The organism is Bacillus sp. JAS24-2 (assembly GCF_008274905.1).
In the GTDB taxonomy this organism is placed as follows: domain Bacteria; phylum Bacillota; class Bacilli; order Bacillales; family Bacillaceae_G; genus Bacillus_A; species Bacillus_A cereus.
Genome location: NZ_CP031068.1, coordinates 1377056 through 1393267, shown reverse-complemented (window position 1 = coordinate 1393267; position 16212 = coordinate 1377056). Strand labels below are relative to the sequence as shown.

The window sequence follows — 16212 nt, the reverse complement described above, 5'->3', positions numbered from 1 at the left end:
GCCTTTTAAAATATGAACGAAATCTTCCTTCTACTTCCATTAAAAAAGACGCAGAGAATTTGCGTCTAATATGGTGTCCATTCAATTTGTTTCGCAGTTTCAAACCTTTTTTCTACATCAGGCCAGTTTACAACATTCCACCAGTTTTTAATATATTCATCTTTTCGATTTTGGTATTGTAAATAATACGCATGTTCCCAGACATCTAGTACAAGGAGCGGTATCGTATCCCATTGTGTAAATAATTGATGAAGTGTACTTTGCAAAATTTCTAACCTTCCAGACCGGGGTACCCAAACGAGAATTGCCCAGCCTGAACCTTCTACTTTAGAGGCCGCTTCTGTAAAATGTTTTTGGAAACGTAAAAAGCTCCCAAAATCTTGTTCAATTTGTTGTGAAAAAGCTCCTCTTGGACTTCCACCACCGTCTTTTTTCATGTTATTCCAAAATATCGTGTGTAAGTAATGACCTGACCCATGAAAAGCCGCTTCCCTTTCCCAATGCTTAATTAAATCAAATTTATTTGTTTTTCTCGCTTCTTCCATCATCTTCTCTGCTTTATTTAACCCTTCCACGTAACTCCGATGATGTTTATCATGATGTAACATCATAATTTCTTTAGAAATATACGGTTCTAATGCATTATACGGATAAGGTAATGGCGGGAGTGTATGTCCTCCAATCGGGACAGCTCGTTCACTATCCCCTCTTTCATATAATTCATATTCCTCTTCTTCTTGCATAAATACTTCCTGCAAGTGATGCTGAATATGTTCTACATCATCGCTTATTTCATACATAAACTCTGCATCTGTTTCATACTCATGCTCTTTCATACGCTCTAATAACGTCTGAATTTTATAGGCAAGCATATGGACATCATACACTTCCATTGCGCGGCTATCTAATACGTGAAGAACACTTTCACACCAATTTTCTACTTCATGAAAGTAATCTGTAAATACACCTTGCTGATTCATGTTGCACCTCCCTAATGCTATCCACTTAACTATATTCAATGAAAATCCCTTATATAACTGTACAAAAGGAAAAGAAGCTAAGTAACCTTAGCTTCTTTTCCTCAATCAATATTTGTGCAACATCTTTGTCTGATAATCCGTCTCATAATATTCTAGTTCTTCACGCATCAATTGAAATTTACCTTCTAAACTCTTCATCACTTGCTCCAAAGATGCAGGTGGTGTTTGTTGAAAAACGATAGAATTTTTCCCTGTATATGCAGACCGACTATTTTCATACCAATGATCACTCTTCGGTGAAAAAAACTCTGCAATTACTTGATGGTAAATCTTATATAAAATTTTTTCAGCTGCTGTTTTTCGAAATGGCTGGCTATTCAACAAAACAAAACATGCATCCTGTCCTTCTTCGCAAAAAACGAGAAGTCGTCTCATTGATGCTAATACCCCTTTATAATATTGCTCATTCCCTGCTGGTGTTTCCTCTAATAAAGAAGGTAACGTATGATAATTTACATAATTGGTTATCAAATTAATAGCATCTTCTAAAAATATAGAAACTTGTTCTGTTTGATTTTCAACCATCAAATTAGACATTTTTCTCTCTCCTTTGCCATTTCACGCTATTTCTACTCTTTTATTTTTATGTAATTCAGCCAATATTTCTTGTACTTTCGACACCGTTCCCTCATCAAAATATTGTTGAAATTCTTCCATATTATTTAAATACAAACGTTTTTGCGCACGAAGCTCCTTATCTTTCACTAAACAACATATCGCTACAATATCACGCAAATATATGTTTTGTTCTTCTACTTTATACACTGGATTTCCTTCAAAAGGAGTAATTTCTTGTAAAACTTCTTCAAAATATCGAACGTATAAAACCGAAAAAGTTTTCTCTTTACCATTTAATATATATGTCACTTCAGATCTGTTAAAAAAATCTTCTGATGTATTAGGTTTCGCTTTTTCTAACTCATATCCTACGTAACCTTTTATAATCATATACTCCCCTCCCCCTCTTTCATCTTATTCTAACTTAATTTTCTGATAAACAAAATATTCTTTTAAATATACCTATATAAAAAATAGCTCGCCTATACAGGAATTTACCTTTTTATTTTTCTTGAAGTTTGTCATAATAATATTATTGTCTCAGTTTTCTTATACAAGGAGAGTTGTATTTATGTCGTTTTCATGGAAACGTTTCTTACAAATCGGGAAAATTGTCTTCCCATTTGTTGTATTAACAATTGTATTCTTTCAAGCAAAAAAAGAATTAGCGGGCATTTCTTTTTTAGAAGCGATTGATACAATTAAAAACATTCCAACTGGAGGAGTCTTTTTAGCAATTACACTTGGTGCATTCGCTGTATCAACAATGTTCTTTTATGACTATGTTATGCTTCGTTACTTAAAAGCTGATATCCCTGTCCAAAAGATTTTCCGTATCTCGTGGATTGCTAATACTTTAAATGGATTTATCGGGTTTGGTGGTCTTGTTGGAGCCGGCGTACGCACAATGCTTTATCGTCCATATATAAAAGAAAATGGAAAACTTATTAAAAGTATCGCTTGGATGACAACTGCCTTTATTAATGGATTAGCCATTCTTTCATTTCTTGGTCTCATCGGAATATTAGACACGAGATTTATTTTGCATGAAAAACCATGGCTATGGCCTGTTCTTATCTTCTTCGCTCTTTTCGTCCCTATATATATCGGATTTTCTAAATTAAAAAATAGAAAAGCGACGCAAACAGAGGAACAAGAAGAAGAGGAGAAAAACCCAACTGTTTTATACTCATTAGTTTCATTAGTCGAATGGGTATCTGCTGGTATTGTTATGTACGTCATATTACTATTATTTGGCATTGAAATCGAATTCCAAAAGTTTTTAGGCGTATATGTTATTGCTGCTTTAGCTGGTGTCGTTAGTCTTGTTCCTGGTGGCCTTGGATCATTTGATCTTGTCTTCTTAACTGGGCTTGGGCAATACGGCATCGATACAGGTGTTTTACTCCCTGCTATGTTATTATATCGTCTCGTCTATTACATCTTGCCCTTCTGCCTTGGTCTCATTTTTGCAGCTTTTGAAATGACAGGAGTAGCCATTAAAAAGTTTGAAGATAAACCTTTTATTGCGCCTGCATTAGAGACAACTGGTGTTATATGGACTTTGCAGCGTGACTTTCTAGGAAAGTTAGGTTCTTGGGCATCTGCTGCTTTAACAGTATTTGCTGGCTTAATGGTTATTTTATCAACCATTCTACCGACAAGTATAAATCGGGCACACGCCTTACATATTCTAGCTCCAAAACATCTTATTCAATTTTCTTTTAGCTTATCGCTAACATTCGGTATTCTCCTCCTCATTCTTTCGCGGGGGATATATTACGGAACAAAACGTTCTTATTATATGACGATTGTTTCTTTAATTGGAGCGGCTATTTTTAACACACTAAAAGGAATTGATGTTGAAGAAACTTTTATTTTATTAATCGTACTCGCTGTATTGTATATGCTTCGTAAAAGGTTTGTACGTGAGAAAATGGAAGTCTCACTTTCCGATATCGTAAAAGTTTTTATATTCCTACTTGTAACGTTATATTTATATAAAAACTTAGGTATTTTATTTGCAGGTGCAAAAGAAGCTTTCAAACCTGATTTTGTCGTTCGTAATATTACACAAGTGAAACGAAGTGCATTAGCAGCTGCCTTTTTTGTTCCTACTTTTTTACTAATTGGTTCACTCATTGCAAATCGTTATCGAAATGAATTTCCCGGGCAACCAGCTAATGATAAACGATTACACAACTTCTTAGATGAACATGGTGGAAATGTACTTAGTCATTTAGGTTTTTTAGGAGATAAACAGTTCTTTTTCAGTAGTGATGGAAAAGCACTCATTCTCTTCTCAATAACTGGAAAACGACTTATTGTACTAGGTGATCCAATTGGGGACCCTTCCTCCTATCGTACTGTATTGCAAGAGTTTTTAGCTGAGGCTGATCGATTTGGATACATTTGTGTATTCTATCAAATTGAAAGTAAATGGATGAGTTTATACCACGATTTTGGTTATAACTTCTTTAAGCTTGGTGAAGAAGCTGTTGTTGATTTAAATACCTTTACAATAACAGGAAAGAAACGCGCTGGCATGCGAGCTACTTTCAACCGTTTTGAAAGAGAAGGCTATACATTCTCTATTCATGAGCCACCTTTCTCCGACGAATTATATGAAGAGTTAAGAAAAGTTTCAGATGCATGGCTTGGTGGAAAAAAAGAGAAAGGTTTTTCACTCGGATACTTCGATCGTGAATATATTAGTCGCGCTCCTATCGCAACATTATCTGATGCGGATGGAAAAATTATTGCATTCACAACATTCATGCCTGTATATCAAAACGGATCATTATCTGTCGATTTAATGCGATATTATCCAGATGCGCCTAGCGGCATTATGGACGCAATTTTCATCCACTTATTCCAGTGGGCAAAAGAAAATGAATACCACTCCTTTAATATCGGTATGGCACCACTTTCAAATGTTGGTTTATCCACACAGTCTTTCTGGTCTGAACGAGTGGCTGCTGCAATCTTTAATAACGTTCGTTATACGTATAGTTTCAGCGGATTACGACATTTTAAAGAAAAATATAAACCAGCATGGAGCGGTAAATATTTAGCATTTAGGAAGAATCATTCTTTACCAATTACAATGCTCTCTGTAACAAAATTAATAGGAAAAAGAAAAAACAGCTAAATTCTTAGCTGTTTTTTCTTTTTTGAACTTGTACAATAAATTCTTTTTCATACTTCTTACCATTTATATAGAAATTCCCCCACATTTTATACGTGCCCTCGGCAGGAAATGTAATTCGGTATTGTAATTGTTCATCCGTATCTACAGGCATAGCGTATAAAAAATTCTCCTTCGTTTCATCCACTATATAGAGTGACTCTACTTCTCCTCTCTCTGAATGTAATTTCAATTTTTCACCCTTTTTCGCTTGAAACTGAAATGTTAACGTAACTGGTTCATTCGGATGTAATGCACCAAATAAAAGAGAAACTTCATACTCTCCTATTTTTTTTGTAAGTACACTGTCGATTGGAAATTTCACTTTTTTCTTATTGTTCTCCTCTTTCGTTCTACCAAAATTCTTCCTAGCGAATGACTCTACGGACTTATTTTTGTCTTCGTATAAAAATATTGTATATTCTTCGTCTTTCGCTATTTTGGAAGATAACTTATATGACCCGTTCCCTGCAAATGTGGGTTTAATTTGTTGTATGTTTTTTAACTGTCCATCTACAATCACTGCCCGCATTTGATCATTTACACCACGAATTTCATTATTCTTGTTGTTTAACAACTGAAATACAATATCTACTTTCTCATTTCCCTTTCCATTCGAAACATCCCACTTTACTTCCTGAACATCTCCTACAGTCTCTTCGTTTTCTTGATATTTTTTTATGTAAAATCCTCCTGCCACAATAAGTACTAACGCAATAAGCCCGATGACAAGATTTTTCAAAACATCACCTACCATTTTTATTGTCTCTATTCATACAAAACTTCTTAAGATATATATTCTAGATTATGATTTATGAAATCCTCCTATTTTGCACATATTACAAATAATAAAAAGATTTTAATTGAAAGGATTCGTAGTGTATAATGCAAATGATATTGATTTCTATCAATACATTATAAGGAGGACTTTTTTATGAGTGTACATATCGAAGCAAAACAAGGTGAAATCGCTGAATCTATTCTATTACCTGGTGATCCATTACGTGCAAAATATATCGCTGAAACATTTCTAGAGGACGTTACTTGCTATAATAATGTGCGTGGTATGTTAGGTTTCACTGGAACTTATAAAGGAAAACGTGTATCTGTTCAAGGTACAGGTATGGGTGTTCCTTCTATTTCTATTTATGTAAACGAATTAATCCAAAGCTACGGAGTTAAAAATTTAATTCGCGTTGGAACTTGCGGTGCAATTCAAAAAGATGTAAAAGTTCGTGATGTTATTATCGCAATGACGGCTTGTACTGATTCTAATATGAACCGTTTAACATTCCCAGGATTTGATTTTTCACCAGCTGCAAACTTTGACCTTTTAAAGAAAGCTTATGATGCTGGAACTGAAAAAGGATTACACGTTCGTGTCGGTAACGTTTTAACAGCAGATGTGTTTTATCGTGAAAGCATGGACATGGTTAAAAAACTTGGAGATTACGGTGTATTAGCAGTAGAAATGGAAACAACTGCTCTTTACACATTAGCAGCGAAATACGGTGTAAATGCATTATCAGTATTAACAGTTAGCGATCACATCTTCACTGGCGAAGAAACAACATCTGAAGAGCGTCAAACTACATTTAACGAAATGATTGAAATCGCTTTAGATGCAGCAATTCAACAATAGTACACTAAAGAACTTGTCATACGTCTGGCGAGTTCTTTTTATGTGACTTTTTATAAATAACTACTTTATAAAGAGACAGATTTCTCCCCTCTACTTTCTTGTAACGTTTGTTATAATAAAGTGAAACTTTAATCAGTGGGGGGTTTTTCCATCCCCCACTGATTATTAGTTGAACCAATCGGATTTTACGGGCAATTGATCTCCCACTTAACTCCCTTGTATTCGCCGAATTTTGAAGTGGGAGTCTTATTGCCCGTTAAAGCGGGATAAAGAAATCATTTACAGTATTTCTCATAAGAGGTGACGCAGTGAAAAACAGAAGTATCGTCTTTAAACTATTTTTATTAACATCCACTTTATTTACAATCATATTCCTACTTTTTTTCCTAGGACAATCTCTATTTTTAGAGAAATTTTATATTAATAAGAAAGTAAAAACAGTCCAAACTGCTTTTGAAAAATTCGTAGATAATTATGATAAAAGTGATAAAAGTTATGAGAAGGTTAGAAAACTAAAACAAGAATTTCATGATAAAACAAATGCCGATATGCAGTTTTTAGATTCTAACGGTATTATTAAAAGTGATAACAATTACTATATCGATGTATTTAATCCCAACAATAATAAACAGTATTCCATTCCACTCAATAATCTTTTAACACCAGAAGAATATAATAAATTCGAAAATTTAGGTTTAAAAAAAGATGTAATAATCAATGTTGATGGAGTCGTGCAAGAGAATAATATAATCACACCACAAAAATTAGGAACGAATTATAATCAATGGCAAAACGAACATTTCTATTCGGATTTTCAATCAATTAATGGAAATCCTTCTAAGAATAGACTTGCGAGCCGATACAAATCTACAACTCGAATCGTCTTTACAGGTGTTATAACTAAGTTACAGCTCCCATCCAAAGCTGAGGTTCGCCTTGCAAATGATATTGAAACATTACAAGCCGTTCAATATTTTGCTGATATGATTAGAGAGGGCACTTCTAACTCGAACCAATTAAGTACTTTCATATTAGATGGCGGAGAAAATATAAAAAATAGTATCTTTGTAAAACCGATTATAGAAAATGGAAGGATTACAGAATACGCTTTTGCGATAGCATCTTTGCAGCCTGTTAATGAAGCGATGCTCGTTTTAAAAGATTATTATGTCTATGCCTTAATCATCGTGTTTCTCGTTATTATTTTGTTATCCTTCTACTACTCAAAAATCATTGTAAAGCCATTAATTAAAATGAATCGTGTTACGAAAAAAATGGCTAATTTTGATTTTAGTGAGAAATTACCAGTTACAGCTGACGATGAAATTGGCGGACTTTCTGGCAGTATCAATACATTATCTGTAAATTTAAAAGATCGAATCGATCGATTAAATGTTGCTAATACAAAGTTACAACAAGATATTGAACGTGAACGTCAATTAGAAAAAACAAGAAAAGAATTCATTTCTGGCGTATCACACGAATTAAAAACACCGCTAAGTGTAATTAGAAGTTTTGCAGAAGGAATTAAAGATGGTGTTAGTAAGGATACTTCGTATTATACTGATGTTATTTTAGAAGAAACAGAAAATATGAACAGGCTGATTGTTGAAATGTTAGAATTAGCAAAGTTGGAATCTGGTACTTACAAACTAGATATGACGACGTTCTCAATCGGTGAATTAACGCAACAAGTCTACACAAAATTATTATTTAGCATGGAAGAAAAACATTTACAAGTGAACGTCGATGCAGACCCTTCTATACTTGTTACAGCAAATCGCAGTCGCATTGAGCAAGTAGTTGTGAACTTACTAAGTAATGCAATTCGGTATACACCAGAGGGAGAAAAAATACAAGTCTCCATTATAGAAGCAGAAGATACCGTAAAAGTCGAAATCGAAAATACAGGAAACCCTATCCCTGAAGAAAGTCTTGAAAAAATTTGGGATCGCTTCTATCGTCTAGATGCATCACGTAGCCGTCACACTGGAGGTACCGGTCTCGGATTATCTATTGTAAAAAACATTTTAGACCTACATCATGCCGAGTATGGTGTGTATAATACGACTAACAGTGTTGTATTCTATTTCAATTTACAAAAAGTAAAAGAAGTCAAATAATTTGTCTTAATTTCACTAGGAGTTCACATGAAATTCACACTCTCCCTTTATAGTAAGAAACAAGTTAATCCTTTCCTTTACACATATAAAAGAGGAGAGTGCGTGAAATGAAACAAGCAGGACAACCTATTCAAAATGAAAAACAATTAGAAACTATCAAAAATATACTTTTACAATCTTCGAAACGTGATGGCTTATTATTCGTATTAGCTGTAAATTCTGGCTTGAAAGTAAGTGAAATCTTACAATTAAAAGTTAGTGATGTAATCGATGAAAATGAAAATGTTCGCCATTCCATTTTATTTTACAATGAAAAAGTGAAGAAACATAAATGGTTTGCTGTAAATGAAGACTTACAGCACGCAATCGAAGACTACATGAAAGAACGTAAAACTTGGAAACGTAATGAACCATTGTTAAAATCTCAAAAAGGAACAAAATCTATTACGAGACAACATGCATGGTACATTTTAAACAAAGCTGCAAAAGAAGTTGGATTAGAAGGGATTAGCTCACATACACTTCGAAAAACTTGGGGTTATTGTGCATACAAATCAGGTGTTGATATTGCGTTTTTACAACACTTCTTTGATCACAGTACTCCATCAAAAACTTTAAAGTATATCGGTATTGCTTAATAACTCTTATACATAAAAAAGGTTACCATTTTAAAATTTGGTAACCTTTTTTATATTTCATATTCTCTTTTCTTGTCTCTCCTATACTGTAGTGGTACTCTAATAATAAGGGGGAGAAATTATGAACACACTTACAATTGAATTACCAAAAGAAACGGCTGAAAAACTTGATTTATTAAAACAAGCTTATGAAAAGAAGACAGGTGCTTCTATCTCTGAGAGCACTCTCGTTCAAACACTTATCTCAAAAGAATTTATCCAAGCGATAACTCCTTTTGATTTACAACAATTCGTCAATGGAAAAGAACAGCATTAATCGCTGTTCTTTTTTTATCTCTATTTAAAATATATAAAGTTTTTTATATATTTTTAGAAAAACCATTGACAATGATAATGATAACCATTATCATTTATTATGAAGCCAACAATTGATGAATCAACCAAACGCTCAGTAACATTGTTACCCCTCTTTTTCATATAGAAAGGCACTGTACATTCTCCCTGTTTGTACAGTGCCTTTCTTGTTTATTATCATTCAAAAAAATTTAATTGCTCCGGCTTCGGCTCACCATATGTAATGTTCATCATTTTCATAAGCTGTTTCGCATTATCTGCTGCATCCCCACCTGAATTGTTGTTAAACAGTACGTATATATCCTTTGTTTTCTTTTTTAATTGCTCTAGTCGTTCAACCCATTCTTCCAGTTCTTTATTGTTGTAGCGATATAAACAGCGAACCGCTCTCCAATTTTCCCCTTTATCAAGCCAACCATGAACATTTCGACCGTGAAAACGTATTAATGCCATGTCTGAATTCGTAACCTCTAACACGAGTGGCACAGAACCTATCCCAGCCTGTGGTTCATCACAAATTGTATGAATCCATTTCTCCTGTTCTAGAAACTGTAACGTCTTATCTCTCATTTCTGGATAAAACCATGTTTGATTTCGAAATTCTATTGCACATGGTAAACCTTCCATTTTTTCTTTCGTATATCGAAGAAAATCTACATTTTTCTTTTTGCAATCAAACCATGGTGGATATTGAAATAAAATTGTTTTTAATTTATCAGCTTCTATTAAAGGAAGAATAGACTGTTTATACACATCAAACATCTCATCGAACGTAGAAAAAGGAATTTCACCTTTCATATGTCCTGTCATTCCTTGATACGCTTTTACGACAAAAGAAAAATCTTTCGGCGTTTCCATTGCCCATTTTATATAATTTCGTGCAGGTTGCATCGCGTAAAATGAACTATCCACTTCCACAATAGGAAAATACTCGCTATATGTTCGTAATTTATTTCTATTTTCATAGGGATTTATGTATAAAGAATCATGATCTCCCCATCCTGTCACTCCAATAAACAGCACATATACCCCTCCCTTTTAACTTCATCTTCAATTCACTTTCCAAACACTTTGCATCATGTAGCCTTTTCTTTAAGAGTATCCTTATAAAAATATGATATACTATATGGAAGAATTTTTAAAATGAGGGGTTATTTATTTATGCTTCCAAACGATGCTACTGTATCTCATGAAAAACGAATTGAAGAACTAGAAAATAAAGTACGTTTTTATGAAGAACTTGTGAATCAATTACCACATCATTTCACATACAAAAATCCACATATTGGTTTACGAATAAAGAAAACTAGAACGACTCATTCCATTCAAGAAATACCAAAAGAGAATAAAGAGGCTCATTTTCAACTTACTTGTGATTCATTATTTTTATTTGAACAACTTGAAAAACACTTTGTACATATTTTTGATGCCTTTTCACATCATGTAACCTTTATCGATAGTAACGGGAATATTACTTTATGTAATCAAGTTGCTGCAGATGATTTCGGTATAATACGAAATGATATTATCGGAAAACCGATTCAACAATTACTAAACTTGCCGGAAGAAAAAATTAAAGCAATTGAAACATTAAAAACGGGAACAGAAATATATAATGAAGAAGTTTTAGACAAAAACTATGGCATTATAAATAACCGAATTATTCGCGATTATAACGGGGAGATTTTTAGAGTTATTAGTGTCTTTCATTATTTAAATACAGAACGTGATGCAGAGAAGTTTTCGTTAGCAGGGCGAATCGCAGCTGGAATTGCACACGAAGTACGAAATCCTCTTACAACAGTACGAGGATACTTACAATTTTTACAAGAAAGCATTTCTCCATCAAATAAAGAGTTATTTAAAAACTTGCTTATCCCTGAATTAGATCGTGCAAATAATATTATTACAAAATTTTTAGCCATTTCAAAAACACGGGAATTTACAAGAGAACCGTTTCCCATCAATACATTTTTACGTGACTATATTCAACAGTTACTAGCTAGTGAAGTTTCCTTGCATAATATTTCAATTGATTATAACTTCTCTAATGAATTAGATGATATTTTAGTCAATATTGATCGACATGAACTTGTTCAAGTGTTTTTAAATCTATTTCAAAATGCCGTCGATGCTCAAGGCGACAAACCTCTTTCTATTCAAATTACTAGTTATCGCCTTAATAACTTCATTCGGATTACTTTCACAGATAATGGAATTGGTATTCCTCCAGCTATTCAAGAATATATCTTTGATCCATTCTTCTCAACGAAGGATTCGGGAACAGGACTAGGCTTGTCAGTAACAAAAAAAATCATCCAAAATCATAACGGCACATTAAAAATGACTAGTAATGAAGATGGTACAACTTTCACTATTTCAATTCCAATCTTACCTAAAACAACCCTTGAAAAATTAAATCAATGTAAATAAAGGACTAATCCACGAACTACATGCCAATTGTTAAACACTCCCAACAATTAGCATGTAGTTTTTTATGTTGCACTTTTCTTCTTTACATTATATAAACCTTTCTCTATATCTTACTTATTTCTTTCGTAGGTGGGCCAATTTCTTATTTTTTTTAGAAATGGTAGTTTGTCCATCACGAATTTAGTATAAATTTCATTTTAATATATAGTAATGACTGATGATTCTATGAAAGAAAAGAATGAAAAGATGAACAATAAAAATAAAGGAAAAGTATTTTATGGTAATAATTGTTGCGAAGTAAGAGCATGTAACCATATTAACATCCCTAAGTCAGAACTTACAGAATTTGTTAGACTTCTTCAAGCTCTTGGTCAAGCTATTCTAGTTCAATATGGATTTGGTTGCCTAGGCGGAGGAACTACGGGGACTACTGGTGCTCAAGGGCCTCAAGGCGCTCAAGGACCTCAAGGCGCTCAAGGACCTGCGGGCGATACAACTGCGACACTATCTGTCTTCCGAATTTACTAACCACAATTTCCGAAAATATTTTGAGAGGACTAAGCACATTTATAAGTAATAGATGTGATTTTGATTGTCTATTAAATCTCTCTTTTAATAAAAAGGAGCACTTGTTTGGGAGGATAAGTGCTCCTTCTTTACGTTTCTTTACCTCAAATTTACTCTATCTTAATCCTCATTTTGTATGATAAATAATGAAGTCAAAGATATGAAAGAGGGATGAAAAATGAGAGTTATGTCACCGATACGCATTTGGATTGCTCTTATGGTATGCATTATTTTATGTGTAGGATTTTTTTTAACTCTAAAATATTCCACTATTTCAAAAGCAGATAGAAAAACTGTTCCATACAAAATTTTGTATACGAAACAAAACAACATCCTTTATTCCAATTCCACAAATAATGAAAAAAAAGTTATAAAAGGAATGCTTATTACGGAAGCTCCTAGTTACGAAACTCTACTTCAAATTGCTGAAACGATTAAAGATCAATATACAAATAAAGGAATTGATGAAATCACGCTGTCTATCCATAATGAAAATAATGGTAGTTATGAAGAAGAATTACCATACGAACCGATTAGTAAAGGAACAATAATCATCACATACGATTCCCACTCCTTTGGCAGTACGAACATTACTCTTAATGAATAGTAGCATTTACCTCACAAATTATGAGCACACTTTATTTTTCACATGAAAAAGAGGCGAATAACGAAATTCGCCTCTTTTTTTACCATAATGATGGAATCCACTCTTTCACTTTATTAAACCACTCTTGCTGTTCTTTTTTCCTTTGTTGTTCTTCTTCTTGCCTTTTCTTTTCTTCTTCTTTTCTTCGCTTTTCTTCTTCAATTGTTTGCAATTGTTTTTTATAGTCCGCCTCAGATATTAACGATAATTGGAACGCTTTTTGGGCTGGGTTTGCATTTGCTTTTTTCATGATATCCCGGAACATCGTCGTTGTAATTTGACTACCACCTGGAACATAATGCTCGCTATCTGTTTTGTCATATCCTACCCAAATCGCACCTACTAAATCTGGTGTGTATCCTACAAACCACGAGTCCTTTGCCCCTACGCTCGGGCCATTTACAAGTTGAGTAGTCCCTGTCTTTCCTGCTGTATCAACATTAGTAACTTTCGCTTTTCCACCTGTTCCCTTTTCTACAACACCTTTTAATAAATACGTCATCTTTTGAGCAATTTTCTCACTCGTCACTCGTGTCTCTTTCTTATACCATTTCCCTATTATTTCCCCTTCAGCATTTTGAACTTCTCTAATCGCATGAGCCTCTACTTGAACCCCATCATTAGCAAATGTACTATATGCTTGAGCCATTACAAATGGTGATGTCCCTACATGCATCCCACCTAAAGCAATTGGATACGTACGGTCTTCTGGTACTAATGGAATACCAAATCGCTCTAAAGATTTCAATCCTTTATCTAATCCTATTTGTTCTAATAGCCACACAGCGGAAACATTATACGACTTTGCTACCGCTTCATACATTGTCACATTACCATGAAAAGCCTGATCACTATTTTTCGGTTCATATTCTTTAATATGAAATGGTTCATCCTTTAATATATCGTATACTTCATACCCTTGTTCTAAAGCGGGTACATATACAGCTAGAGGCTTTAATGTTGAACCTGGCTGTCTTTTTAATTGCGTAGCATGATTAAATTGTAAAAACTGATATGGTCCTCTACCCCCAACTAAAGCTGGAACACCGCCTGTTTTGGGATTTATAAGGACTACACCTGTTTGCATAAGTTGATCTGAGCCACTATCTTTGAAATAGCTATCATTATTCACAACATCTTCTACAGCTTGTTGTTTTTTCGGATCAAGCTCAGTATAAATACGATAACCACCTGCTAAAATTTCATTTTGTGTCAATTCGTATTTGTCCATCGCTTCTCTAACAATATAGTCTACATATTGAGAATATTTTCCCTTGTATTTATCATCCACACCACGTTTTAATACAAGACCACTCTCTTTTTCTTTATTATACTGTTCGTCAGAAATATACCCTTGCTCTTTCATTAAGCTTAATACGACATTACGTCTTTCAATTGACTTGTTAAAGTTTTTATAAGGTGAATATGCAGATGGTGCTTTAATCAAGCCTGCAATCGTTGCAGCTTCTGAAATTGTTAAATCTTTTACATCTTTATCAAAATAAGATTTTGCTGCCCTTTTTATACCCCAAGCACCTTCCCCAAAATAAATTTGATTCATATACATTTCAATAATTTCATCTTTTGTATAAGTACGTTCTATTTTTTTTGTTAAAAAGTATTCCTTTATTTTACGAGAAAATGTACGATCTTGTGTCAGAAATACATTCTTCGCAAGCTGCTGTGTAATTGTACTTCCCCCAGCTACAACTTCTCCTGCTGTAATATTTTTAAAAACCGCACTTATAATTCCACTATAATAAATACCATGATGGTTAAAAAATTCCTTATCTTCTACTGCAACAATTGCCTGAACCATAATATCAGGAATATCTTTTCTTTTAACGCCTTCTGTTTTCGAAGAAGCTAATTTAGTTGCGACCTCATTATTTGCATCATAAATTAAAGTCGGTTGTGGAACAGCTTGTTTTAGTTCAGATATGTCTTGAATGGAAATTATTATATTTACAGCAATAAATAGAGTAACGAATAGACTTCCCAATACAATTAATGAATTACGAAGTTTCTTCCTCTTATTGAACCACTCAAGCATTTTTTTAAAATGAGTGTTCTTCAATTTCATTCGTTCACTTCCTTCATTTATTTACACTCTTCTTTTTAAAAGGAAGAATATACCGCCTTTTAAATTTATTATAATAACGTAGTCATTCCTATAGTGTAAAGCTTTTCTTTTACATTCATACTTTTTGCAAGAAAAGGACATTCTACAAGTAAGATATTCACTATTGGATATTAATATTATTAATAGAACAACGAGAGTTATGTTAAGTTTTTGTAAACTTTTCGATAAAATGTTTTAAAAAACGACAGTTTTTTGTTAGAATTGATTAGCCAATATATTTTACATATATTACTTTTGTGGGGGTAACAATAATGGTCTTTAAATCAAAAAAAGATAAATTTTCTGAAATGTTAATGAATGTTTCCGAAAATTTAAAAGAAGGCGCGCAGTTTTTCGTGGAGTATAAAATTAAAAATGCTAGCGATTTAAAAGAGTTTTCTATGCGCATGAAAGAGTATGAGTCAAAAGGTGACTCATTTATTCACGAAATCATTATGGAGTTAAACAAAGCGTTTATCACTCCGATTGAACGTGAGGACATCCTACAACTTGCAATGAGTATGGATGATGTATTAGACGGATTAGATCACAGTGCTGGTCTGTTCGAAATGTATTCTATTACAGAAGCAGATGAATACATGATTAAATTCGTAGAAGCAATTAATCAATGTGCGATTGAGATTGCAAACTCTGTTGAATTAATGTCTAACAAAAAATTAGTCGACATTCGTACAAATGCGATTAAGATTAAGGATTATGAATCACAGTGTGATGATATTCGCCGTCATGCGATTAAGAACTTATTCTCTCGTGAAAAAGATCCGATTAAGATTATTCAATTTAAAGAGATTTACGAAGAGCTTGAAGAAGTAGCTGATAGCTGTCAAAGCGTTGCAAACGTATTAGAAACAATTATTATGAAGAACGCGTAAGGAGTTTGA

General features: G+C 33.5%; 15 protein-coding genes. 9 read left to right on the top strand and 6 right to left on the bottom strand.

Annotated elements, in window-relative coordinates; all coding sequences use genetic code 11:
* Positions 1–65 precede the first annotated feature (65 nt).
* From DN407_RS07245 to DN407_RS07235, 3 genes are all read right to left on the bottom strand, one after another.
* On the bottom strand, positions 66–980 hold the full coding sequence (locus tag DN407_RS07245; RefSeq protein ID WP_001075739.1) for a superoxide dismutase: 915 nt from the start codon (positions 978–980) through the stop codon (positions 66–68).
* Positions 981–1085: 105 nt separating this feature from the next.
* Positions 1086–1577: a YpuI family protein gene (locus DN407_RS07240; RefSeq protein ID WP_000067556.1), complete on the bottom strand. Its 492-nt coding sequence runs from the start codon at positions 1575–1577 to the stop codon at positions 1086–1088.
* A 21-nt stretch (positions 1578–1598) separates the two neighbouring features.
* Positions 1599–1988: a hypothetical protein gene (locus tag DN407_RS07235; RefSeq protein WP_000584363.1), complete on the bottom strand. Its 390-nt coding sequence runs from the start codon at positions 1986–1988 to the stop codon at positions 1599–1601.
* 181 nt (positions 1989–2169) lie between these two features.
* Between DN407_RS07235 and mprF the strand changes: the two genes are divergently transcribed.
* Complete coding sequence (gene mprF, locus DN407_RS07230) at positions 2170–4749, top strand: bifunctional lysylphosphatidylglycerol flippase/synthetase MprF (protein ID WP_000010891.1); 2580 nt, start codon at positions 2170–2172, stop codon at positions 4747–4749.
* 4 nt (positions 4750–4753) lie between these two features.
* Here mprF and DN407_RS07225 read toward each other — a convergent pair whose 3' ends face one another.
* The gene (locus tag DN407_RS07225; RefSeq protein ID WP_000232610.1) at positions 4754–5542 is read right to left on the bottom strand and encodes a hypothetical protein; all 789 of its coding nucleotides are present in this window, start codon (positions 5540–5542) and stop codon (positions 4754–4756) included.
* A gap of 177 nt (positions 5543–5719) precedes the next feature.
* Between DN407_RS07225 and deoD the strand changes: the two genes are divergently transcribed.
* The 4 genes from deoD (at position 5720) to DN407_RS07200 (ending at position 9504) form a co-directional block, all read left to right on the top strand.
* Positions 5720–6427 (top strand): purine-nucleoside phosphorylase, encoded by a 708-nt coding sequence (deoD, locus tag DN407_RS07220; protein WP_000110710.1) that lies wholly within the window; start codon positions 5720–5722, stop codon positions 6425–6427.
* Between the two features lie 308 nt (positions 6428–6735).
* Positions 6736–8550, top strand: a complete 1815-nt coding sequence (locus tag DN407_RS07210; RefSeq protein ID WP_000797508.1) for a sensor histidine kinase — start codon at positions 6736–6738, stop codon at positions 8548–8550.
* 107 nt (positions 8551–8657) lie between these two features.
* The gene (locus tag DN407_RS07205) at positions 8658–9188 is read left to right on the top strand and encodes a tyrosine-type recombinase/integrase (RefSeq protein WP_000806236.1); all 531 of its coding nucleotides are present in this window, start codon (positions 8658–8660) and stop codon (positions 9186–9188) included.
* Positions 9189–9309: 121 nt separating this feature from the next.
* The gene (locus DN407_RS07200) at positions 9310–9504 is read left to right on the top strand and encodes a DUF3924 domain-containing protein (protein WP_001094860.1); all 195 of its coding nucleotides are present in this window, start codon (positions 9310–9312) and stop codon (positions 9502–9504) included.
* A gap of 215 nt (positions 9505–9719) precedes the next feature.
* On the opposite strand, the gene DN407_RS07195 is transcribed toward DN407_RS07200, so the two are convergent.
* A complete protein-coding gene (locus DN407_RS07195) occupies positions 9720–10565 on the bottom strand; it encodes a DUF72 domain-containing protein (RefSeq protein WP_000897354.1) in 846 nt (281 codons plus the stop codon).
* A 138-nt stretch (positions 10566–10703) separates the two neighbouring features.
* Here DN407_RS07195 and DN407_RS07190 point away from each other — a divergent pair, with 138 nt between their 5' ends.
* The 3 genes from DN407_RS07190 (at position 10704) to DN407_RS07180 (ending at position 13149) form a co-directional block, all read left to right on the top strand.
* Positions 10704–11975, top strand: a complete 1272-nt coding sequence (locus tag DN407_RS07190) for an ATP-binding protein (protein ID WP_000937242.1) — start codon at positions 10704–10706, stop codon at positions 11973–11975.
* Between the two features lie 225 nt (positions 11976–12200).
* On the top strand, positions 12201–12503 hold the full coding sequence (locus DN407_RS07185; RefSeq protein WP_114159488.1) for a hypothetical protein: 303 nt from the start codon (positions 12201–12203) through the stop codon (positions 12501–12503).
* 217 nt (positions 12504–12720) lie between these two features.
* A complete protein-coding gene (locus DN407_RS07180) occupies positions 12721–13149 on the top strand; it encodes a hypothetical protein (protein ID WP_001265588.1) in 429 nt (142 codons plus the stop codon).
* 79 nt (positions 13150–13228) lie between these two features.
* Here the strand turns inward: DN407_RS07180 and DN407_RS07175 are convergent, their stop codons facing one another.
* A complete protein-coding gene (locus DN407_RS07175) occupies positions 13229–15271 on the bottom strand; it encodes a transglycosylase domain-containing protein (protein ID WP_000769230.1) in 2043 nt (680 codons plus the stop codon).
* Positions 15272–15582: 311 nt separating this feature from the next.
* Between DN407_RS07175 and DN407_RS07170 the strand changes: the two genes are divergently transcribed.
* Complete coding sequence (locus DN407_RS07170; protein ID WP_000231449.1) at positions 15583–16203, top strand: DUF47 domain-containing protein; 621 nt, start codon at positions 15583–15585, stop codon at positions 16201–16203.
* The last annotated feature ends 9 nt before the right edge of the window (positions 16204–16212 follow it).

Excerpts from the sequence above, each read along its gene's own strand:
- DN407_RS07175 (WP_000769230.1), bottom strand. The coding sequence starts at position 15,271 with ATGAAATTGAAGAACACTCATTTTAAAAAAATGCTTGAGTGGTTCAAT.
- DN407_RS07190 (WP_000937242.1), top strand. The coding sequence starts at position 10,704 with ATGCTTCCAAACGATGCTACTGTATCTCATGAAAAACGAATTGAAGAA.
- DN407_RS07235 (WP_000584363.1), bottom strand. The coding sequence starts at position 1,988 with ATGATTATAAAAGGTTACGTAGGATATGAGTTAGAAAAAGCGAAACCT.
- DN407_RS07240 (WP_000067556.1), bottom strand. The coding sequence starts at position 1,577 with ATGTCTAATTTGATGGTTGAAAATCAAACAGAACAAGTTTCTATATTT.
- DN407_RS07170 (WP_000231449.1), top strand. The coding sequence starts at position 15,583 with ATGGTCTTTAAATCAAAAAAAGATAAATTTTCTGAAATGTTAATGAAT.
- mprF (WP_000010891.1), top strand. The coding sequence starts at position 2,170 with ATGTCGTTTTCATGGAAACGTTTCTTACAAATCGGGAAAATTGTCTTC.
- DN407_RS07205 (WP_000806236.1), top strand. The coding sequence starts at position 8,658 with ATGAAACAAGCAGGACAACCTATTCAAAATGAAAAACAATTAGAAACT.
- DN407_RS07180 (WP_001265588.1), top strand. The coding sequence starts at position 12,721 with ATGAGAGTTATGTCACCGATACGCATTTGGATTGCTCTTATGGTATGC.
- DN407_RS07185 (WP_114159488.1), top strand. The coding sequence starts at position 12,201 with ATGAAAGAAAAGAATGAAAAGATGAACAATAAAAATAAAGGAAAAGTA.
- deoD (WP_000110710.1), top strand. The coding sequence starts at position 5,720 with ATGAGTGTACATATCGAAGCAAAACAAGGTGAAATCGCTGAATCTATT.
- DN407_RS07245 (WP_001075739.1), bottom strand. The coding sequence starts at position 980 with ATGAATCAGCAAGGTGTATTTACAGATTACTTTCATGAAGTAGAAAAT.
- DN407_RS07200 (WP_001094860.1), top strand. The coding sequence starts at position 9,310 with ATGAACACACTTACAATTGAATTACCAAAAGAAACGGCTGAAAAACTT.
- DN407_RS07225 (WP_000232610.1), bottom strand. The coding sequence starts at position 5,542 with ATGGTAGGTGATGTTTTGAAAAATCTTGTCATCGGGCTTATTGCGTTA.